The 21,932-nt window shown below is 38.1% G+C and carries 22 protein-coding genes; 8 read left to right on the forward strand and 14 right to left on the reverse strand.

All coding sequences use genetic code 11. The features are described 5' to 3' along the window. Window positions 1-9: 9 nt before the first annotated feature. On the reverse strand, window positions 10-1,020 hold the full coding sequence (gene pfkA / locus HMPREF2542_RS07390; protein ID WP_003069674.1) for a 6-phosphofructokinase: 1,011 nt from the start codon (window positions 1,018-1,020) through the stop codon (window positions 10-12). Between the two features lie 82 nt (window positions 1,021-1,102). Further along, a complete protein-coding gene (locus tag HMPREF2542_RS07395) occupies window positions 1,103-4,204 on the reverse strand; it encodes a DNA polymerase III subunit alpha (RefSeq protein ID WP_058670352.1) in 3,102 nt (1,033 codons plus the stop codon). 151 nt (window positions 4,205-4,355) lie between these two features. On the opposite strand from HMPREF2542_RS07395, the gene HMPREF2542_RS07400 reads away from it, so the two are divergent. Genes HMPREF2542_RS07400 through HMPREF2542_RS07410 form a run of 3 tightly spaced genes read left to right on the forward strand, consistent with a single transcriptional unit; the run spans window position 4,356 to window position 6,236 of the window. Then, window positions 4,356-4,721 (forward strand): GntR family transcriptional regulator, encoded by a 366-nt coding sequence (locus tag HMPREF2542_RS07400; protein ID WP_003069676.1) that lies wholly within the window; start codon window positions 4,356-4,358, stop codon window positions 4,719-4,721. A 3-nt stretch (window positions 4,722-4,724) separates the two neighbouring features. Beyond that, window positions 4,725-5,420, forward strand: coding sequence for an ABC transporter ATP-binding protein (locus HMPREF2542_RS07405; protein ID WP_003069677.1), 696 nt, complete (start codon window positions 4,725-4,727; stop codon window positions 5,418-5,420). Between the two features lie 21 nt (window positions 5,421-5,441). Further along, on the forward strand, window positions 5,442-6,236 hold the full coding sequence (locus HMPREF2542_RS07410; RefSeq protein WP_058670351.1) for an ABC-2 transporter permease: 795 nt from the start codon (window positions 5,442-5,444) through the stop codon (window positions 6,234-6,236). A 146-nt stretch (window positions 6,237-6,382) separates the two neighbouring features. Here the strand turns inward: HMPREF2542_RS07410 and recJ are convergent, their stop codons facing one another. From recJ to miaA, 9 genes are all read right to left on the reverse strand, one after another. After that, window positions 6,383-8,617: a single-stranded-DNA-specific exonuclease RecJ gene (gene recJ / locus HMPREF2542_RS07415; protein ID WP_070484670.1), complete on the reverse strand. Its 2,235-nt coding sequence runs from the start codon at window positions 8,615-8,617 to the stop codon at window positions 6,383-6,385. A gap of 98 nt (window positions 8,618-8,715) precedes the next feature. Continuing rightward, complete coding sequence (locus HMPREF2542_RS07420; RefSeq protein WP_058670349.1) at window positions 8,716-9,123, reverse strand: GNAT family N-acetyltransferase; 408 nt, start codon at window positions 9,121-9,123, stop codon at window positions 8,716-8,718. Beyond that, a complete protein-coding gene (locus HMPREF2542_RS07425) occupies window positions 9,107-9,838 on the reverse strand; it encodes a class I SAM-dependent methyltransferase (RefSeq protein ID WP_058670348.1) in 732 nt (243 codons plus the stop codon). Before HMPREF2542_RS07425 ends, HMPREF2542_RS07420 begins: the two co-directional genes overlap by 17 nt. A 9-nt stretch (window positions 9,839-9,847) precedes the next feature. Continuing rightward, on the reverse strand, window positions 9,848-10,603 hold the full coding sequence (locus HMPREF2542_RS07430) for an SDR family NAD(P)-dependent oxidoreductase (RefSeq protein WP_058670347.1): 756 nt from the start codon (window positions 10,601-10,603) through the stop codon (window positions 9,848-9,850). A gap of 9 nt (window positions 10,604-10,612) precedes the next feature. After that, window positions 10,613-11,221: a histidine phosphatase family protein gene (locus HMPREF2542_RS07435; RefSeq protein ID WP_058670346.1), complete on the reverse strand. Its 609-nt coding sequence runs from the start codon at window positions 11,219-11,221 to the stop codon at window positions 10,613-10,615. Between the two features lie 32 nt (window positions 11,222-11,253). Continuing rightward, window positions 11,254-12,183 carry a ribonuclease Z gene (gene rnz, locus HMPREF2542_RS07440; RefSeq protein WP_058670345.1) on the reverse strand — a complete coding sequence of 310 codons (930 nt, stop codon included), beginning with the start codon at window positions 12,181-12,183 and terminating at the stop codon, window positions 11,254-11,256. Window positions 12,184-12,193: 10 nt separating this feature from the next. Next, the gene (locus HMPREF2542_RS07445; RefSeq protein WP_058670344.1) at window positions 12,194-12,823 is read right to left on the reverse strand and encodes a hypothetical protein; all 630 of its coding nucleotides are present in this window, start codon (window positions 12,821-12,823) and stop codon (window positions 12,194-12,196) included. Next, window positions 12,816-14,054 carry a GTPase HflX gene (gene hflX, locus HMPREF2542_RS07450; protein WP_003069688.1) on the reverse strand — a complete coding sequence of 413 codons (1,239 nt, stop codon included), beginning with the start codon at window positions 14,052-14,054 and terminating at the stop codon, window positions 12,816-12,818. Before hflX ends, HMPREF2542_RS07445 begins: the two co-directional genes overlap by 8 nt. Next, window positions 14,047-14,931: a tRNA (adenosine(37)-N6)-dimethylallyltransferase MiaA gene (gene miaA, locus HMPREF2542_RS07455; protein ID WP_070484672.1), complete on the reverse strand. Its 885-nt coding sequence runs from the start codon at window positions 14,929-14,931 to the stop codon at window positions 14,047-14,049. Before miaA ends, hflX begins: the two co-directional genes overlap by 8 nt. Before the next feature lie 77 nt (window positions 14,932-15,008). Between miaA and HMPREF2542_RS07460 the strand changes: the two genes are divergently transcribed. Next, a complete protein-coding gene (locus HMPREF2542_RS07460; RefSeq protein ID WP_003024081.1) occupies window positions 15,009-15,179 on the forward strand; it encodes a DUF3042 family protein in 171 nt (56 codons plus the stop codon). 107 nt (window positions 15,180-15,286) lie between these two features. On the opposite strand, the gene HMPREF2542_RS07465 is transcribed toward HMPREF2542_RS07460, so the two are convergent. The 3 genes from HMPREF2542_RS07465 to HMPREF2542_RS07475 are packed head-to-tail and all read right to left on the reverse strand — an operon-like array spanning window position 15,287 to window position 18,388. Beyond that, window positions 15,287-16,564, reverse strand: coding sequence for an ABC transporter permease (locus HMPREF2542_RS07465; protein WP_058670342.1), 1,278 nt, complete (start codon window positions 16,562-16,564; stop codon window positions 15,287-15,289). Further along, window positions 16,564-17,256: an ABC transporter ATP-binding protein gene (locus HMPREF2542_RS07470; RefSeq protein WP_049481103.1), complete on the reverse strand. Its 693-nt coding sequence runs from the start codon at window positions 17,254-17,256 to the stop codon at window positions 16,564-16,566. The genes HMPREF2542_RS07465 and HMPREF2542_RS07470 overlap by 1 nt, the downstream gene beginning before the upstream one ends. Further along, the gene (locus HMPREF2542_RS07475) at window positions 17,240-18,388 is read right to left on the reverse strand and encodes an efflux RND transporter periplasmic adaptor subunit (protein WP_058670341.1); all 1,149 of its coding nucleotides are present in this window, start codon (window positions 18,386-18,388) and stop codon (window positions 17,240-17,242) included. The genes HMPREF2542_RS07470 and HMPREF2542_RS07475 overlap by 17 nt, the downstream gene beginning before the upstream one ends. A 269-nt stretch (window positions 18,389-18,657) precedes the next feature. Here HMPREF2542_RS07475 and gorA point away from each other — a divergent pair, with 269 nt between their 5' ends. The 4 genes from gorA (at window position 18,658) to HMPREF2542_RS07495 (ending at window position 21,816) form a co-directional block, all read left to right on the forward strand. Further along, the gene (gene gorA, locus HMPREF2542_RS07480) at window positions 18,658-20,007 is read left to right on the forward strand and encodes a glutathione-disulfide reductase (protein WP_070484674.1); all 1,350 of its coding nucleotides are present in this window, start codon (window positions 18,658-18,660) and stop codon (window positions 20,005-20,007) included. Window positions 20,008-20,237: 230 nt separating this feature from the next. Then, the gene (locus tag HMPREF2542_RS07485; RefSeq protein ID WP_127502343.1) at window positions 20,238-20,537 is read left to right on the forward strand and encodes a hypothetical protein; all 300 of its coding nucleotides are present in this window, start codon (window positions 20,238-20,240) and stop codon (window positions 20,535-20,537) included. Window positions 20,538-20,651: 114 nt separating this feature from the next. Beyond that, window positions 20,652-21,194, forward strand: a complete 543-nt coding sequence (locus HMPREF2542_RS07490; protein ID WP_058670339.1) for a biotin transporter BioY — start codon at window positions 20,652-20,654, stop codon at window positions 21,192-21,194. Between the two features lie 148 nt (window positions 21,195-21,342). Next, entirely contained in the window at window positions 21,343-21,816 is a 474-nt protein-coding gene (locus HMPREF2542_RS07495) for a GNAT family N-acetyltransferase (protein ID WP_003069702.1), read from the forward strand. Window positions 21,817-21,932 lie beyond the last annotated feature (116 nt).

Raw genomic sequence — 21,932 nt, forward strand, 5'->3', positions numbered from 1 at the left:
AAATTAAAATTACATTGAAATGCTACGGTTTAATTTAGCAAGATCAAGATCAGCTTTATGTGGATTATTAACAATAATCTTACCGTCTTCTGTTAAACTAAATAAAGCACCCTCTTCTGCTGTACCAAGGATTGGATTTTCAACCATTTGTTCATTACGAATACCAACCGCAACACCACCAATACCCTTCTTAAGAAGGGTAACGGCATGAGCACCCATACGAGAAGCAAGAACACGGTCACGAGCAGTTGGGGAACCACCACGTTGAATATGTCCAAGTTCCGTCACACGAAGATCGCTCACATCACCAGCTTCTTTCAACTTCTTACCAAATTCATCGGCCGACATAACACCCTCTGCAAGAACAATAATATTATGTTTCTTACCTTCTTCATAGCCACGTTTAATACTTGCAACGATATCTTCGATTTTGAAGTCTTCTTCAGGAACGATGATTTCATCGGCACCTGTAGCAATACCAGCCCAGAGAGCGATGTCTCCAGCGTTACGTCCCATTACTTCAACAACAAAAGTACGACGGTGACTAGATGAGGTATCGCGAATCTTATCAATGGCATCCATCGCAGTTGTAACAGCTGTGTCAAAACCGATTGTAAAATCTGTACCAACGATATCATTGTCAATCGTGCCAGGAAGTCCGACAGCTGGGAAGCCATGTTCTGTCAATCGCATAGCGCCATGATAAGAACCGTCTCCACCGATAACCACAACTCCTTCAATACCATGTTTTTTAAGTTGCTCAATTCCTTTTAATTGTCCTTCTAATTGGGCAAATTCTGGATAACGAGCTGAGTGAAGGAAAGTACCACCACGTGAAATAATATCTCCAACTGATGCGGCATCAAGCGGATAAATTTCACCAGCAACCATGCCGGCATAACCGTCATAGATACCGTAAACTTCCATTCCTTCTGAAATTGCTTTACGAACAACTGCACGGATAGCAGCATTCATACCAGGGGCGTCTCCACCACTAGTCAAAACAGCAATACGTTTCATTCGTTTGTGCTCCTTTTTCTTTTTACATTCACCCTTGATTATACCACAATCAAAATCAAAATTCTTCTTTTTTCCTAATTTTTTATTGATAAATCGTTTTCATGGTTATTTTTTTCAATTCTTCTTGTAATTTATCTGATTTTTGAACACGATATTGCGTAATTGCTACTGTCTTTCTTTCATTTTCATAACGGATAACGACTGGAATATCTCCTCGAAATTGCTGTAAAATAGCGGATATTTCTGCATCACTTTCATGATTTTCTACTTGTATCCAAAAACGTTCTGTGTTAGCTTCCTGCAAATGGTTTAAAATCATCTGCAAACGATTCTCTCGTTTCTGAATCCGACCAGTCAGATAATAGAAACCTTTTTCATGCAAACCTTTGCCGAACTGTTTAAAGGCATCTGGAAACACTGTCACTTCCATTTTTCTTTTAGTATCACTTACTTGTAAGAACGCCATATTTTCACCCGTTTTGGTACGAATGACACGAATAGACAAAATTTCTACTAAAATCGTCGCATGAGTGTTTTCAACTAACTCTTGAATAGGAGTAAAGGATTGAGTAGCAGCTTTTGCAAGCTTTACCAAAGGATGCTCGCTCAAACCAACACCGATAATTTCCTTTTCTAGCTCAAATTTCTCTGCTTCTGTATAATTCTCCGCTTCTGTCCAACTATAATTTGTATCTGCAAAAAGGCTGCCTAATTCATCTGCAAAGACAAACAAATTGGGAAGATTTTGCAGGATTTTTTGACGATTTTTTTCAAATACATCAAATAAGCCGATTTGTACTAAGGGGGTTAGTAACTGAACCTTATGATATTGTGTTGGTAATTTCAAAACGAAGTCTTCTACATTTGAAAACGGACGATTTTCAATAATCCAATAAGCAACATCGCGTGGCAATCCTTTAATGTTTTTCAAGCCTAAATATATCTGATTGTCTTGGAATTTATCTCGATAAGGAATGTTATTGATATTTAAAGAAGCGACTTGAAAGTCGAACTCTAACGCATCTGTGATGTAATCACTGCTTGAATAATTCAGCATAATATCAAAGAAAATATCAGGATAGTGCGCTTTGAAATATGCCAACTGAAAAGCAAGGGCGGAGTATGCATAAGCGTGGCTGCGATTAAATCCGTAACCTGCAAACTTTTCCATAACCGCAAACACTTCTTTTGCTTTGATTTCAGAATGTCCAAGATCAAGTGCTCCTGTAACAAATTCTGCTTCCATTCGATGCATTTCAGTAGCATCTTTTTTCCCCATAGCTCTCCGCAAAATATCGGCTTTGCCTAAGCTAAAACCAGCAAAACGCTGAGCAACCTGCATTACCTGCTCTTGATACAGCATAATACCGTAAGTTGGAGCTAAAATAGCTTCCAAACTTGAATCCAGCATTTCTACCTTTTCTTGTCCGTGCTTTCTTTTCACAAAATTATCTATGTAATCACTAGCTCCTGGACGGTTGAGTGATGTAGTGGCGACGATTTCTTCGAATTGCACAGGCTGAACACGCTTCAAAAGGTTAATAGCGCCCGCTTGCTCAAATTGAAAAATACCCTTGGTTCTGCCCGCTGCAAAAAGCTGCAAGGTTATAGTATCCTCCAGATCAATCTTTGCAATGTTAATAGCAACACCGTACTTCTCCAAAACTGCTTCTTTCATTCGTTGAACAAAGGTCAGGTTGCGCAAGCCAAGAAAATCCATTTTGAGCAGGCCATTGCTTTCAACCCCATGTGCATCATATTGCGTGATGTACATATCTTCCCCATATTTAAGTGGAATGTGCTCTGTCAGATCATTATCACTCATCACCACACCTGCTGCATGAATCGAGGTCTGACGTGGATTTCCTTCAATTTTTTTCGCAATTTCAAAAGCTTTTTGATACTCCAGTTTACTGTTAATAATCTGACGAAAAGACATATTTTTTTCATAAGCTGAAGTCAATGTATCACGAAAACTGATTTTACGAGTAATGTTGGTCAATTCATATTCTGGCACCCCGTAGCGTTTAAAAACGTCACGAATTGCTTGCTTAGCCCCAAAAGTAGAATAGGTCACGATTTGCGCTGTATGCATCGTCCCGTAACGATCGCGGACATAGCGGATAAATTCTGGACGATAGACATCGGGAATATCAATATCAATATCAGGCATAGTATAACGTTCCAGATTTAAAAATCGCTCAAAAATTAGATTTTTCTCAACAGGATCAATCCCTGTAATTTCAAGAGCATAGGCAACTAGGCTTCCAACTGCAGATCCACGACCCATGCCCATATAATAACCCTGACTGCGACCAAAGCGCAGCAAATCCCAGACAATCAAAAAATAATCATCGAAACCCATTTGATGAATGATAGCCAATTCTTGATTCAAGCGTTCTTGATACGCTTCTGTCCATAATTTTTTTGCTTTTAATCCAGCCTCAGCTCGTTCTCGTAGCTCTTCTACTGCCGGTCGTTCTGGATTAAAACGCGGTAATTTTAACTCTGTATTAATTTCATAATGTACACCTGAGACTAACTGCTCCAGGTTATCCAGACTCTCTGGAAAATTTTTCTGAAAAGCCTGTGTAAACTGCTTAGACGATAATAAATACTCATTGCTTGGCAAATGTCCAACTTCTCGCAAACTACTGTTTTCCCGAATGGCCCGTAGCATCTGCAATGTTTCTAAATCTCCAGTATCAAAGTAACGAACCGTATGCAAGGGTACAGTTTTATGCATGAAATCTTGTTGAGGAGTATCTGGAAATACACCTATATAAAAATCTTTTCCCAAATCCAAGTCTCGAATTCCATCAAATACAGGAACAATAATCGCTATCCCTTCCAATAAATGCTGCAACTCTTCCCACTTGCTCTTTCCTATCATTTTTAATGTAGAAAGTTTCATTAAATTGCGATACCCTTGACTATCAAGAGCTAGAAAACGGAGATTAAGAGGAACCCCTGCATAATCCAAGGTCATTTCTATACCTAAAATCGGCTGAATTTTTTGCGCAGTCGCAATTTCCATGAAATGATAAGCTCCATAGAGATTGTCAATATCCATCATCCCTAGAGTTTGATATCCTAATGCTTTAGCTGTTTTCACATATTTCTTTATAGAAATCAAACTATCCATAAATGTATAAACAGTTTTCGTATCTAATTGAGCAACCACGGCATTCTCCTTTGTTTCTTCTCTTTTCTATTATACTAAATTTCTATTTTGCTTGCCGAAGAAAAAATACAGAATTTTTTTCTAAAAACTTGCTATTTTTTCAAAAATATTGTATTGTTTAATTAGTACAAAGATACAAAAAGGAGAAATCATGAGTTGGACTTTTGATAACAATCTTCCCATTTATTTACAGATTATGGATAAGATTAAATTGCAAATCATCTCCAACCAGCTACAAGCTGGTGAGAAATTACCTGCCGTTAGAGAATTAGCTGCAGAAGCCGGTGTGAATCCAAATACTATCCAACGAGCTTTATCTGACTTGGAAAAAGATGGTTTTGTCTATTCTCAACGCACAGCAGGACGTTTTGTCACTGATAATCATGACTTGATTTTAAAAACCAGACAAAAACTTTCTAAGGAGGAAGTGGAGAAATTTGTAAATGGTATGATTCATTTTGGTTATCAGAAAGAAGAATTACCAACAATTGTTGAAGATTATATAAAAGGAGTTTAGGAAATGGTTTTACTTGCATTTGAAAATGTCTCAAAATCCTACGGCAGCACACCTGCTTTAGAACACATCAATTTTGAAATCGAAGCTGGAAAAATTATCGGCTTGCTCGGTCCAAATGGCTCTGGAAAGACAACTATAATTAAACTTATCAATGGTTTGCTCCAGCCAAATGATGGGAAAGTTCTCATCAATGGGCTTCAACCGTCACCAGAAACCAAAAAAATCGTATCTTATTTACCAGATACGACCTACCTGAATGAAAAAATGAAAGTCAAAGATGCTTTGCAGTACTTTCAATCTTTCTATGCAGATTTTGAGATGGAGCGTGCTCAAGCCTTGTTACAAGATCTTCACATTGACGAAAATCTAGCATTCAAAAAATTATCCAAAGGAAACAAAGAAAAAGTTCAGTTGATTTTGGTCATGAGCCGCCAAGCCAAACTTTATGTTCTTGATGAACCAATTGGAGGAGTTGATCCAGCAGCACGAGACTACATTTTACAGACGATTATCAACAATTATTCACCTAGTGCTTCTGTTCTCATTTCAACACATTTGATTTCAGATATTGAACCAATCTTAGATGAAATTATCTTTATTGATAATGGCAAGGTCGTTCGGCAAGGCAATGTAGATGATATTCGTTATGAGTCTGGTGGATCCATTGACCAACTCTTCCGACAAGAATTTAAAGCTTAAGATAAATGAAGGAGATTAACTATGTTTTGGAATTTATTAAAATATGAATTTAAAAATGTAAATAAGTGGTATTTAGGATTATATGGAATCGTACTCTTTCTATCTATTAGTATTGGACTTTGGCTAAGACATTTTGCAAACGGAAGGAACTTTTTCGACCGTTTGCAGTCTTCTACTAATGAAGCAGGGAGTATAACAAGTACTTTCTTCGGTTTTACAATGCTGATTTTCTCAGGTCTCCTTGTGGCACTTGCAATTTCAACACTCTTTCTGATTATTCGTCGTTTTAAAAATAGTGTTTATGAAAGAGAAGGATACCTAACGCTCACCTTACCAGTTAATGAACACCAAATTATCCTTTCAAAATTACTTGGCGCTATTATATGGACGATTCTTAGTACCATTGCATTATTTCTTAGTTTTTTCATCATTGCCCTTATTGTGGGAACTGCTTTTCATACACAATCTGAAATTGAAACAGTTGTTCGATTACTTGGTAAACACTTTTGGGAAATGACTGGTGAAGCCTTGAAATCATTTGGATACTATCTTGTAGTCCTTATCCCAAATATCCTATTGATTTATCTTTCTATCTCTATCGGTCAACTCTTCCAAGATCACCGCACTGCAATAGCCTTTCTAACTTATTTTGGAATTCATTTTTCTCTGCTTATCGTCGCTAATTTGAGCGTTTCGGCTTTCCCATCACTTAATACTTTAGGTAGTTTTGGTGAGATAGTCGTATCTCTTCTTTTAGGTCTGATTTACTATGCTGGAACTTATTATATCCTCAAACATAAAGTAAATTTACAGTAGATAATACCATCTAATAGCAATACTCACAAAAAATAAAGTCATGAGTTCATCTTACTCATGACTTTTTCATTACTCAAAGCTTCATAGCCCATTTCATAGCTTGACTACAAAGGCTAACTCCTCAAAATAAATGGTTCATCTAACTTCTAGTTTGAACATTCATCTTTTTCCATCAGATAATCATAAATTTCTTGAACAGTTCCTAGAGCCATCAGCTCCTGCTCCTTGACCATTTTTTTGAGTTCTTGATAAATATGGCTACTCTCAATAGCTTTTTTTTCTGCGTTTTTATTTACCTGCATAACCCCATCTTGAATCGTCACAAAGCCTAGCTCTTCAAAAATTTGAATCATCTTAATGAGTAGGATGGGATCAATTTTGAGATAAGCAGCTAGTTCTTTCAATTTGTAGCGTATATCAAACTCTGGAAACTGATAAATCGTTTTATAGAGTTTAGCAAACTGCTCTCTTGTTCCGAAACCTGTCAAATAATAGGGCTGAACAATCTCATTTTTAAAGTAGATTGCTTCAAAATTGCCCTGTTGAATAATTGCTTTGAGCTGATTTAGGTGCTCAGGTAAGTCATACACTACAACTGCTCTGCTCTTTTTCAAATCAGGAATTTCTCCTGAAAAACGTAAAACAGGAACATTTTCAGGCAACCGAGCATTTTTACCTCGAATATTAAAGAGCTGAATTCCGTTGACTCGAGCGTCTACCAACATAAGTTGCAGACTAGTCTGACCATTCCATTTGTTGACCGACAGAGTGACTGCTAGCTCTAAGTTTTTAGTTTGGGAAAATTCTGTCGCAAGCTCACCTAGACCAAAAGCCACTACTTCAAGAACTGCGCTAGCCTGAGAAATTTTCAGCTTAAGGTGCGCATTCCCCATCCCCATAGTGCGGACATTTTCAACATTAAAATCTTTCAAATAGAAAATAGGCTTTTTATTGTCCATGCCGAAAGGAGCTAACTTTTCAAAGTTTTTGAGGGTCTCTAATGTCAGATCTGGCAAAGCTAATTCTTCATCCAAAAAGAGTTCATTCTTAGTTGACAAATCAACTTGATTATCTTCAATATAAGCCTCCAAAACCTGACTGAGTTCTTCTAATCGACTGACTTCAAGGGTCATGCCAGCTGCCCCTGCATGCCCACCAAAAGCTACAAATAACTCTCGGTGAGGATCTAGAGCTTCAAAAATATCAACTGCTTCAATGCTGCGAGCACTACCTTTGGCTAAACCATTTTCAATATTCAGCACAATGATCGGCTGATGTAACTCTTCTAAAAGTCGCCCTGCTACAATTCCCAAAACACCTGGATTCCAACCCTTGCCAGCTAGAACCTGAACAGGCTTCTTAGGATCAATCATAAACTTAGCTTCATCATAGATATGCTGCACCATCTCCTTGCGTTCGTCATTTTTCTGATTAATCATCAGGGCAATGTCACGCGCTTCTTCTTCATCAAAGCCGGTCAGAAGTTCAATAGCAGGATTGGGATCATCCAATCGACCTAGAGCATTGAGTCTAGGGGCTATTTGAAAACCGACTGTTTCTTCGTTCAGCTCGTCAGACTGTATATCTGCTATTTTGAAAAGTTCCTGCAAACCGATGCGCTGGGTGTTTTTCAAAACAGACAAGCCATATTTGACCAAAATCCGATTTTCCCCTGTCAAGCTGACCATATCTGCAATAGTCCCAATAGCTACTAAATCCAGCAACTCTACTTGAACTTCCTCTAAAAGGGCAGTTGCTAGCTTAAAAGCCACGCCGCAGCCAGCTAAGTGCTTAAAAGGATAATCAGCTTCTGGATGTTCCGGGTGAACAATTGCATAAGCATCAGGAAGTATTTCCGGCATAGAGTGGTGATCCGTCACAATCACATCCACTCCCATAGACTGAGCTAGCTCAATAGCTTCCAATCCTGCAACTCCATTATCCACTGTAATGAAGAGGGAAATACCCTGATTATCAATAAAATACTTATAAACGCTCGCGTTAGGACCATAACCATCTGTAAATCGATTGGGCAGATAGACCTGACACTCTGCTCCAAGTTGCTCTAACGCTTCTTTAACAATGGAAGCTGAAGTCATTCCATCCGCATCGTAATCTCCATAAATCAAGATTTGTTCATCATTTTCAATCGCTTGACGAATGCGCGTCACTGCCTTATCCATATCATGCAATTCATAAGGATCATACAGCTGGTCCAAACTAGGCTCTAGAAAGTCTCGCAATGCTTCTTCTGTCTGGATACCTCTCTGGTAGACTAGATTAGCTACCGAAGTCTCCAAGCCCAGTTTTTTAGCTTTTTTAATAAAGTCCTCATCTGAAAAATTTGTAGCAATTTGCCAATCATATTTTGATGTAATCATGAAATCATCTTTCTTTTACAATATAACTTTTATTATAACACGAAAAGACTAGCTTTCACTAGTCTGAACTTCTAATTTTATACATATAGCATCTTAGGTTATCCTACATAAATCAAACCTGTACAATTCGAATCAGACAGTTTTCGAAATCCAAGGCATTGATAAAGAGATAGCGTCTTATCAGATTGATCTATCACTAACTCCATCTGATAAACATCTGACCATTCTTCCAAAGTAGTCTGTAAGAGTTTACGTCCGATGCCTTGTCTCTGATAATTTGGTAGAACCAGTAGGTCTTGGATAAAAAGAACAGAAGCTCCATCTCCTACTGCTCTAAGAAGACCGACAAGACAGTCATTGTCATACGCTGCCACAGTGTAAAGAGAATTTTGAAAGACCTGCTCTAGTCGCTCTGGATAATCCGTATAGTTACTCCAACCAACAGATTGATAAAGCAGAAGCAATTCCTCAACAGTTATTTGTTTATTTTCAACATAATGAATCATTCTTGAATCCTTTTTGCAGCCAAATATGTTGAAAAGCAGCAATATCACGATAAGGAGACTGTTGGCAAACTGCAAGCTCTATCTTCAACATCTTTTCCTGCCAAGTGACTGCTGTTTTAACTGCATTGTCTTGCAAGCCATAAAAAATTCGAATTCCTTGATAATTCTGAACAGTCAATTCAGACGTGACCTTTTGTAATAAGTCTGCTAAATCATAATAGGTTGCTTGTCCCATTGTATGCGATTGATAAGACTGCCCTGATAATAAATCTAATGCTAAATTCATATCATTTGCAAACACTACTGTCTGCATAATTCGCCCCACTTCATTGTGCTTAACGAGCGAAATTTGTCCGCCTTTTTTCAACAATCTGCTAAATTCAGCTAGATAAAGAGCTGGAGTATCCACATACTCCAGAACATTGTGGCAAATGATAAGGTCAAAACGAGCACTTGGAATTCCCTTCAACAATTCCAGACTACCTTGTAGTTGATGATAATGAAAATTCCTCTTCCGTTCTGCAATCATTTCACCATTTGGCTCTATGGCTGTCACCTGATTGTTTTGTGCTAAAAAATCCGCTACCAAGCCAAAACCACTACCGAAATCTAGTACTTCCTTATTTTTTATATGAGTTAGCTGAGCAAAGAGAATATCATAATAAAGCTTGCCCCATGGTTGGTTTAAAAATGCCTTGTAAGCTGTCACATCCATAAATTTCTCCTACTTATAATTGAACATTTTACTAGCTAGTTTGTCACCAACATTTGGAAAAAGCGTGTAAAGTTTGTGGGCTGCTTTCAGAGCGAAAGGCATCGTCAGCTCCCGCTTCTTTTTTCCAAAATTGTCCACAATTTGCTTAGCAACAGTATCTGCTTCCAAAATGTATTTATCAACCGCCTTAACATAACTACCATCGGGGTCAGCTTTGTCAAAGAAAGCCGTCTTAATCGGTCCTGGATTAACCGTCGTCACATAGACATTGTAAGGCATCAACTCTAAACGCAAAGCATTTGAAAAACCAATTCCAGCAAATTTAGTAGCTGAGTAGAGACTAGATTTAGCACTAGCAATCAACCCAGCTGTACTAACAATATTGACAATATGCCCACGTCCCACTTGCTTCATTCTCTCCCCAAAGAGACGAGATAGATTCATAAGAGCAAAGGTATTAACTTCAAACATGGCATGAATGTCCTCGTTGCTAATCTTGTCAAATTCTTCAAAAATCCCATAACCAGCATTGTTAACGAGAACATCTACCTGTGCATACTTACTGTATAGTTCTTTAGTAAAGGTTTCTAAAGATTGGTCATTCGTAATATCTAACTCAACGAATTCGCAATGTGCATGATTTGAATAAAGCTTTACTAATTTTTCCCGACTGCGTCCTACTAAAATCAGCTGATCATTTGGCAACAGCTTCACCATTTCCTGAGCCACACCGCCACTGGCTCCTGTGATAACGATTGTTCGCATGTGTTCTCCTTACTTTTCTTTCAAAAAATCCGTTTGGTTTTCAATCTCAAAAACAAGCGTTTCTGTATTCAATAAACTAATGCTGCAATGTTTCACAAGAAAAAGCCGACTCTTATTTGTCCACTCTCTCTTGTTCACCAAATGATAGATAATGTTTATCACTCCACCATGTGTAACCACAATTTGTGTCTCATCTGAGTCGTTATTCTCTTGCAAAAACAATTGAAACCATGTTTTTATCCGTTGATAAAATTCTATCGGGCTTTCTCCATTTGGATAATGCTCGTCCATTGCAAGACTTCTAAAATAAAGATGAGGAAATTTTTGATCAGCCTCGCTATTTAATATTCCTGCTAAATCACCATTATTCGTTTCTCGTAAGGTACTTTCTTTTTCTACTGGCAACTGAAGTTTTCTTGCCAAAATCTCCGCTGTAGTCTCGGCTCTTTTTAAATCACTCGTAATAATTTTCGTAAGGTGATAGGCTTCTTTGTATCGGACTAAGTAATCCACCAACTCTTCTGCTTCCCTTTTTCCCTCAGGAAGAAGATCAAGCTGACTCCAGCCACCTCTATGTTGAGCAGAATCTTTCCCATGTCTTACAAATAGTATTTTCATGCGTTCCTTTCATTTTGCTCTTCTATTTAGATTTATATCTCTACTTCCTCTAAATCCTTGACTAAGTGGACATTTTCAAAAACAGAACTGGCATCGCTACGCATTTGACCAATATCCTTTGATAGAAAACGCGCGCTGATATGGTTGAGCAGGAGACGCTTAACACCAGCCTCTTTAGCGACTTCTGCTGCTTGTAGATTGGTAGAGTGACCGTGATTGCGAGCAATTTTCTCATCTCCTTTGCCATAAGTGGACTCATGTACCAGGACGTCTGCATTGATAGCAAGTCTTACACTAGCATGCGTTTTACGTGTATCACCCAGAATAGTGATAACCTTACCGGGTCTCGGAGCTGAAATATAATCTGCTGCTATAATTTTCGTTCCGTCTGCTAGCACTACATCTTCCCCGTTTTTTACCTTACCAAAAAGAGGGCCAAAAGGAAGACCAGCAGCTTTCAGCCTCTCAGCATCCAACGTACCTTCCAAATCTTTCTGCATAATGCGATAACCCACACAAAAAATGCTATGGTCTAGTTTCTCTGCATAAACTGTAAATTTATCGGTTTCTAAAATTTTCCCTAAGTGTTTTTCGTCAAATTCGTGAAAATGAATCCGATAAGGCAGGCGCGACCCCGACACACGAAGACTCGTCATGACAAAACTTTTAATACCGACCGGTCCATATATTTCAATATCTGTTTGCTCTTCATTAGCTTGAAATGATCGAGTGGATAAAAAACCCGGTAGACCAAAAATATGATCCCCATGCAAATGAGTGATAAAAATCTTTCTAATCTTTCTGGGACGAATCGTCGTCTCTAAAATGCGATTCTGGGTTCCTTCACCACAATCAAACATCCAAATTTCATTGATTTCATCCAATAGTTTCAAAACCAGACTAGAAACATTACGAGCCTTAGAAGGCTGACCAGCTCCTGTACCTAAAAATTGTAGTTGCATCTTTTTCTTTCTATTTTTTCTTAATATAAATCATCGCAGAGCGATTCTGAGAACGATAATAAAGCTGACCGGAATAGGTTTGAGCCAGCTGACTTAACTCTTCCTGATTATAGCCTTCCAGTTTTATCCTTCCATCCGCCAATTCATAGCAGTCAGTTAGAGCGGAAAGCACCTGCTTTTGCACAATTTCTTCAGGAGCAGCCGGTATCATCCGAATAACTTTTCCATCTTCATAAACTAGATAATGAGGGAAAAGCTGAGCAATTTCAAAGAGTAAATCCGGCTCAATCACCTCTGGAATTTCTGGAAAAATTAATCCAATTCCATCTTCGTTTTCAAAACAAAAACCATAAGATTTACCTGAAAGATTCAGTCGGATAAAAGGCTTTTCCTCCTCAAAATTAGGAGAGCTGTTAAAAAGTAATAATTCCTTACTCAATTCTAAAAAATAATCCGTTGCTGCCTCTGGACTCTTTTTTTGGTAGAGTTCAGAAAAATACGCATTGATTACACTAGGTGGCGGTGTGATAAAAGTCAACTTTTGCGAATTGGACAGCTTATCCAAAATTTTTTCTAGATAAATACGATCTAAACTCGTAAAGCCACCGTATTTAAGCGCTAAATTGATATAATCAGTCATAAAATTCTTCTAGTCTCCATTTATTTTTTTCTGCTATATAGCCAGAAATCATTTCACTTTCTTCCACATACTCTCTCTTATCAATAATTGCTAGACTTTCTAATTCATACAACTTATAGGCCTTGCCAGAGCCAACCTTGATACAAAAAGGAACAAATAATTCTCGCATCTTATCCAACAGAGCTTCTTGTAAGACTGCTCTGCTATTTTCCATCTTTGCCGAAATCAAGACATAGGGAGTTAAAGTTGGAAGAAAATTTCCTGCTTTGTCAGCTTTATTATAAAGGGTCAAGCGAGGAATATCTAGCATATCCAAGTCTTTCATAATTGCCAAGACCGTTTTTTCATGTTCCTCGTGATTCGGATCACTGGCATCAATCACATGAACCAAAAGATCCACATTTTTGCTCTCTTCTAAGGTCGATTTGAAGCTAGATATTAACTCAGTCGGCAAATCCTGAATAAAACCAACCGTATCCGTCAATGTTACATTCAGCCTCCCCGTCAGATTAGCACCTTTAGTTGTCGCATCTAAAGTGGCAAAAAGCTCGTCTGCCTCATATTGATTCTTGTTCGTCAAGGCATTCATAATAGTGGACTTCCCAGCATTAGTATAACCAATCAGACCGATTTTAAAAACACTAGAATCCAAACGTTTTTCCCGCACAGTTGCTCGATTTTTTTCTACAATTTTGAGTTGTCGCTCAATATCATGAATCTGATTACGAACACTACGACGATTGAGTTCTAACTGACTTTCACCGGGGCCACGAGAACCAATTCCCCCAGCCTGACGGCTAAGCATAATACCCTGTCCAACCAGTCGCGGCAATAAGTACTTGAGCTGAGCCAAATGCACTTGAAGCTTCCCTTCATGACTCCTAGCCCGCATAGCAAAAATATCCAAAATTAACTGCATACGATCAATAACCTTGACCCCTAGAATCTCTTCCAAATTGATATTCTGACGAGGTGTCAAACGATTATTGACAATTACGGTGGAGATCTCATCTGCCTCTACCATGTGTTTTATTTCTTCTAATTTTCCAGCACCAATAAAAGTCTTGCTATCATACTTTTCTCGTTTCTGAATGTAAGAAGACACCACTTGAGCACCAGCAGTTCTGGCTAGACTGGCTAATTCTTCCATAGACAGGGAGAAATTATCTATTCCCTGCAATTCTACTCCGATAAGGATGACTCGTTCCTGCTGTTTTTCTGTTTCAATCATTCATAAATTCCTTTATATCCTGCATCAGCCGCTCTTTGTCCTTCGGTTTTGAAACCTGATAAAAGGCTGCATTCATGCGGTTGCGAAACCAAGTTAGCTGGCGTTTGGCAAAGCGACGAGTATGTTGCTTGATTTTATCCGTAGCTTCCTCCAAGGTCAGCTCCCCAGCAAAGTAAGGGAAAAGTTCCTTGTAGCCAATTCCCTTACTAGCTTGAACATGCGGATAATAATCATAAAGCCACTTTGCCTCTTCTAAAAGCCCAGCCTTCAGCATTAGATCCACTCGCTGATTGATACGCTCATAGAGAACTTCTCGGCCATCATCTAGACAAATTAGCAGGGCATCATAATCAGACTGTTTGTTTTCAAGGTCCTTCCCCAAATGAGCAATTTCTAATGTTCGCATAGCTCTCCTACGGTTAATCTGGGGAATAGTCAATCCTAGCTTTGCTATTGTGCTAAACAATTCCTCATCTGTTAAAGTATCTAACTCTGATCGATAGGCTAAAATATCCTCACGAGAAGCTGAACCACCCAAATGATAACCTTCCAGTAGACTTTGAATATAAAGTCCTGTTCCTCCCACAATGATAGGTATTTTCCCTTTTGCTACAATCGTTTTAATAGCAGTTTCTGCCTCCTTTACAAAATCAAAAGCTGAATAAGCTTCACTCACTTCTCGCACATCTATCAAATAATGAGGAATCCCCTCTTGCTCTTCTGGAGTGATTTTAGCCGTTCCTATATCCAGTTTTTTATAGACTTGCTGACTATCACCGCTAATAATCTCACCATTAAAACGTTTTGCAATTTCTACACTAAGAGCTGTCTTTCCTACTGCTGTAGGGCCTATAATCACAATTACCTTTGTTTTCATCTTTTCCCTTGAAAAAAATTTAATTTTTCGTTACTATATATTATAACATAAATAAAGTTCAAAAAAGGAGAAATCTAATGGCTAAAGGATTTGTTAAAGGGGTTGTTACTGGGGTTGCTGGTACTGTTGCTGCTGTTGCAGGTGCAGTTTATACATTTAAGAAAAAAGTGATTGAACCTGAAGAAAAGAAAGCAGCTTTCATCGAAGAAAATCGCAAAAAAGCAGCTCGTAAACGTGTATCACACTAAACTAGCTTATATACCATAAAAACTCCAACAAGTAACTCACTAAAAGATGAGTAGTTGTTGGAGTTTTTTTATAAAACATTCTTTCTTACACTGTGAAGATTATCCATTTATTCATAACGTAAGGATTCAATCGGATCCAATTTGGACGCCTTATTAGCTGGCAAAATACCGAAAATAATCCCGATAGTCGCTGAAAAAAAGACACTTCCAACAGCAGATACTGTTGTAATAGTAGGAGGAGCTCCGAAAAATGAATCTAAGTTATGACCAATAGAGGCTACGATAAGAAATGCTAAAGCAAGCCCAATCAGACCACCGATTGCGGTCAACACCATTGACTCAATGACAAATTGCATCAAGATATTTCCACGAGTGGCTCCAAGCGCTTTTCGAAGACCGATTTCGCGGGTGCGTTCTGTCACCGATACAAGCATGATATTCATCACACCGATACCGCCAACCAGGAGGGCGATTCCTGCAATTGCACCAAAAACTATTTGTACGATAGCAATCTGGCTTTGAATAGAAGCCAATTGACCAGCTTGGTCCAACATTTGGTACTCGCCTTCTTTCACGCCAGATAACTTTGTCATCAAACGCGCTGCTGCACTTCCATCTTTCAATACATTATCTAATTTTTTGACGTGCACCACGACATTCATAATCTCGGCAGCATTGTATTCCACCGCCAACTGGGTGTTAGCCATTAGCAAATTTCCGTTGTTCATATTGGCTAAACGATTTCGTGTTTCATTTGGATCTTTATAAACACCAATTACACGGTAGTTATTATTTTCTAGCTGAACAATCTGATTGAGTGCTTTGTCTGCACCTCCAAAAAGAATATCAGCCAATTTTGTATCTATCAAAACAACTCTTGCAAATGTTTGATAATCATTTGCTGTCAGAATCCGACCTGCAACGATTTGAAATTTCTTTACTGTAAAATAAGTTGAATTAATACCTATTATAGGAATCTTATCCGCTTTTTTCTTACCATAATTTACCGTAGCAGTTGTATTATTTGTGACATAATAGTTATCAATCCCGCTAATCTCATTCACTGCTTGTTTGACCCAAGCTTCTTTGATTTCGGGCTCTACTTCAGTCGAAACCGTATCATCGCTATTTCCACTGTCAGCATCTTCACGCATTTCTTGATAACTTCTAACCCCATCTCCATTTTTACTTCTTTTATGTGAATAAAATATGGAGACATCTTGCTGAGCGCCACCTAAGACATCTGTGAAAGCTTTTGACATACCACTTCCTAGAGCCACAATCACCATGACAGACATAACACCAATAATAATGCCCAACATCGTTAAGAAAGAACGCATTTTATGCCCCATAATGGAGTTAATTGCAAATTTCCAATTCTGCATCATGCTTCTCCTTTCTTAGTATCCGATGAAATGACACCATCACGAATGACAATTTGGCGCTTTGCAAAGGCTGCAATTTCTGGTTCATGAGTGACCATGATAATCGTTTTCCCTTCACGGTTTAGCTCCGTCAGCAATTCCATAATTTGCTCACCTGTCTTGGTATCCAAAGCACCAGTTGGTTCATCTGCTAAGATAATGGAAGGATGATTAACTAAGGCACGCGCAATGGCTACCCTCTGTTTTTGACCGCCAGAAAGTTCTGACGGTAAATGGTGCATACGCGCTTCTAGCTCAACTTTTTTAAGATATTGCTCCGCTAAAGCTTTTCGTTTGGATTGAGAAACTCCGGCATAAATCAAAGGAAGTTCTACATTTTGAAGAGCATTTAATTTTGACAACAAGAAGAATTGTTGAAACACAAAGCCAATCTGCTGATTGCGGACTTTTGCTAACTTCTTTTCACCTAGTTTGGCGACTTCTTCTCCTTCTAAATAATACTCTCCACTCGTTGGTCTATCGAGCATACCAATGATATTCATTAGCGTTGACTTACCTGAACCAGAAGGCCCCATAATTGCAACAAACTCACCTTCTTCAACAGCCAAATGAATATCTTTCAAGACCTGAAGTTCTTGATCTCCATTGCGATAACTTTTATTCACATTTTTTAAATCAATGAGTTTCTTCATATGATTTCACCTCTTGACCATCTTTCAAGCTATCTGTCGGATTGGTGATAACTTTACTATCTTTTGTCAAACCAGATGAGATTTCTTGATGTTTAGCATCTGCATTTCCAAGTGTCACTTGAACTTTTTTCGCAGTTCCTTTTTCTATTGTCCAAATATAGCTCTTATTGCTTTCAGAAACGATACTGCTGACTGGCACAAGAATACCTCTTGTCCTATTTTTCACTTCAATATTAATGGAGAAACCTTGCTTCAAATCACCAATTTCACTTGTAATATCAACTGTATATGGATATTTTGCTCCTGAGCTCGCATTCCCTGCACCAGCTGCTGCTGTATTTTGGTTGTCTTTCGGATAATTGGAGATATAGCTGATTTTTCCAGTCCATTTCTTGTCTGGATAAACCTTGGACGTCATCGTCACTTCCTGTCCAACGGAAAGATTTGCTAAATTGTACTCTGATAGCTCCCCTTTTACTTGAAGGTTGCCGTTATTAACAATATGAACAAGTGTTTGATTTGCTCCTGTTGTAGACTTAGAAACATCGCGATTTACTTCTACTACGGTTCCATCATTTGCACTCGTTACAGTCGTCGCATTTAGCTGGGCTTGTGCTTTATTGACATTAGCTTCTGCATCTGCACGATTGTCTTGCAAATCCTTTAGTTGGGAATCAACAGACCGTTGTGCAGATGCAGTTGTTTTATCATCCGTAGCTGCATCACCTGTCGTTTCAATAGTTGTTCCATACGTTTTTAAATCATAAATTTGGCGATCGATTTTATTTAACGCGCGAACAGCAGTATCGTAAGCAGCTTGTGCTTCCACACTCTTGTATTGTACCAAAGCTTGACCAGCTGTTACTTTATCTCCAACATTTACAAGAACACTATCCAAATCACCTTTGGTACTATCATAATAGACGTACTGCTCATTAGTAGCTGCAATATTTCCTGACAATAAGACAGACGAAGCAACTGATCCTTCCCTCACTTTTTGCACTTGGATCGTTTTCTCTTTATCAGCGACATTATTACCATTGAACAAGAGAATCGTACCTATCGCTCCTAAAATAACAACCGTAGTTACACCAATTAGGCTAAACAACTGCCATTTTTTCAATTTTTTCATCTCTTTCTCCTCCTGATGAAAATCGTCCATTATTTTTTATATTATAACATACACAATTAGAAATAAGAAAACATTTACAAACAATTTCTTTACTCTTTTATCATTCTTCTATCTTCTATCTTCTATTCTTTATTCTTTTTGTATTAAATATATAATACAATAATACAATTAAATAGTCAAATCTTCTATCAATTTTTGTAGCAGATTTTTGCAATCATTTTCTAAAAACGTTACAATAATTTCATACTACAGATAAAAAGGAGACTCGTATGAGAACATTTGACATCATCGCCATTGGTGGCGGTAGCGGAGGAATAGCAACCATGAACCGTGCTGGAGAACATGGTGCAAAAGCTGCCGTTATTGAAGAAAAGAAATTAGGAGGCACCTGTGTCAACGTCGGTTGCGTTCCAAAAAAAATCATGTGGTATGGTGCACAAATTGCCGAAGCTATTCAAGACTATGGACCAGATTATGGATTTACTTCAGATAATCAGCAATTTGATTTTAGGACACTTCGAAAGAATCGCGAAGCATATATTGACCGTGCACGCCATTCTTACCATAATAGTTTCACTCGGAATGGAGTTGAGCTGATTGAAGGTCGTGCCAAATTCATAGACCGCCATACAGTTGAAGTAAATGGCGAGATCATTCAAGCTAAACATATTGTTATCGCAACTGGTGCTCATCCTCATATTCCAGCAATCCCCGGAGCAGAATTAGGTGAAACTTCTGACGATGTCTTTGCATGGGAAGAACTCCCGCAATCCGTTGCCATTCTTGGTGCAGGCTATATCGCAGTTGAACTAGCTGGACTTCTGCATGCTTTAGGTGTACAAACCGATCTCTTTGTCCGTCGAGAACGTCCTCTCCGTAATTTTGATGCTTATATCATAGAAGGTCTTGTAGAAGAAATGAAGAAATCAGGTCCTACTCTACACACCCACAAAATACCAAAAAAGCTTGAAAAAGTTGAAAACGATTTGCTTCGCATCACTTTTGAGGACGGAACGAGCCACGTCGCCCAACACGTCATCTGGGCAACAGGGCGGACTGCCAACACCGAAGGATTAAATTTAGAAGCTGCTGGTGTTACCCTTGATACTCGTGGCTTTATCACAGTCGATGAGTTTCAGAATACAGCAACACAAGGTATTTATGCTCTAGGAGATGTTACAGGAGAAAAAGAATTAACCCCTGTTGCTATCAAGGCAGGGCGTACCTTAGCAGAGCGCTTATTTAATGGAAAAACTGAAGCTAAAATGGATTATTCTAACATTCCAACTGTTGTCTTCTCTCACCCAGCAATTGGGACAGTTGGCTTGACTGAAGAACAAGCCATTCAACAATATGGAGCAGAAAACCTTCACATTTATACCTCTGGTTTCACTTCCATGTATTCAGCTGTCACCCAACACAGACAACAAGCTAAGTTCAAACTGATTACAACAGGAACAGATGAGAAAGTCATTGGTCTCCACGGAATCGGTTACGGAGTTGATGAAATGATTCAAGGCTTTGCAGTTGCTATTAAAATGGGAGCGACCAAAGCAGATTTTGATGCGACCGTTGCCATCCATCCTACTGGATCAGAAGAATTTGTTACCATGCGCTGAGAGTGGAAACAATTCCCATAAATGTCTTACTCTTAAAATTTTTCCAGCCTTATCTCAAGAGTCAGAAATGCAGCCAGCATTTCTGACTCTTTTAGTTTACACGATAACTTCTTCTCATTCCATAACTTATTCCTTCATTTTATCCGCTGGGAGTGGGACAGAACTCAAAATTAAAAATTTTAAGTTCGTAGTTCCACCCCCCGCAAAGATGATTAGGAACTCTTGTGAGCTTGAACAGCGAAGAAAGAGTCCAATCAGCTACTGCGTCATTTGTTTATCACGAAACTCTTTCAGAAGTTGAAAACTTTTGTCCCAGCCTCTCTTTTTTCTTTGATTTTTTAGTCGATAAAGATGTAAATCTTTGTTCTGATCATATCAAACCTATTTTAGGAGGTTTTCCTATGAAAAAAGTAAAAATAATTCTTGTAACTATCTTACTTATCTTTTTAAATATCTTTGGACTAATTGCATTTTTGATATTATACTTTCGCAACAAAAATAAAGGAAAAGTAATATACCACAAAAAATAACTACTTCGACAAAAGGTGAATTCAGTTTATGCTTTCACCTTTTTATTTATTACTTGACATTTTTCGTATTTACTTTATAATGGTTACCATATTATAAAGTAAAGGGTTACAATAATGAAAAAATCATTCACTGTTGTTTTACCAGCTGTTGGTGCAGCTTTAATAGCCGTCCTTGCTCAAATTACCATTCCTATCGGTCCAGTTCCTTTTGCTCTGCAAAATATGGCAGTTGGCTTAGTAGCCACCATTTTTCATCGAAAAGAAGCCCTATTAGCAGTTACACTTTATCTTCTTTTAGGTGCTATTGGACTCCCTGTTTTTGCAGGCGGAAGCGGCGGATTACAAGCACTTGTCGGCCCAAATGCAGGTTATCTCTGGTTTTATTTGTTTTATGCTCTGGTAACTGCCAGTCTAACATCAAAAAATAGCAGCTTTTTGACGATATTCTTAGCCAATCTACTTGGAGATGCTTTGGTTTTTATCGGCGGAGTACTTGGTTTAATGTTATTAACAAGATTTAGTTTGGATAAAGCTATCACTGTTGGAATTAGTCCTTTTATCCTACCAGATCTCATAAAACTCATCGTAATTAGTCTTGTTACTATTCCTATTTTTAAAAATTTAAAAAACCATCCTTACTTTAAGCTAATAAAATAAATATTGTACAAACAATCTTAAAACTCGCTCATAGCAGGTTATTTTTATATGACTCAAAAATTTTTTGAATTTTGTTCTTAACAAAAATGACTGATAGTCATATAATATTTTATATAAAAATGACCGGCGGTCACAAAAGGAGTTCACTATGCCTATTAGAAAAGCAATCCCAAGCGATATTCCAGTACTCAATCATCTTTTAGAGCAAGTCTTGCTTGTTCATCATAAAGTCCGACCAGATATTTTCAAAGAGAGTGGTCGCAAATTCAACGATGAACAGTTGAAAACACTGATGTCTCAGGAAAATACACCAATCTTTGTCTTTGAAAATGAAGAAGGAAAAATCTTAGGTCATCTCTTTTGTATCATTAAAGAACCACAAAGTCTCGCACAAACACCTATCAAAACGCTTTTTATTGAAGACCTTTGCGTTGATGAAAATGCTCGTGGTCAAAAAATTGGTGAGCAACTCTGCCATTTTGCAGAAGAATTTGCCCAAGAAATTGGCTGTTACAACTTAACCCTTGATGTATGGAATGATAATGTCGCTGCCTTGCGCTTTTATGAACGTTTAGATCTAAAGCCCCAACAAACAATCATGGAAAAAATTTTAAAGAAATAGGAAAAATTCATGAGTCAGAGAGAAAAAAACTGCAATCCGAAAAACATGACTAGCCACAACCAAACAATAAGACTGCCCAAAATATTTTTGACTCTCTCTGCAGAAGAAACTACTAA

This window comes from Streptococcus sp. HMSC034B05 (assembly GCF_001809055.1).
In the GTDB taxonomy this organism is placed as follows: Bacteria; Bacillota; Bacilli; order Lactobacillales; family Streptococcaceae; genus Streptococcus; species Streptococcus constellatus.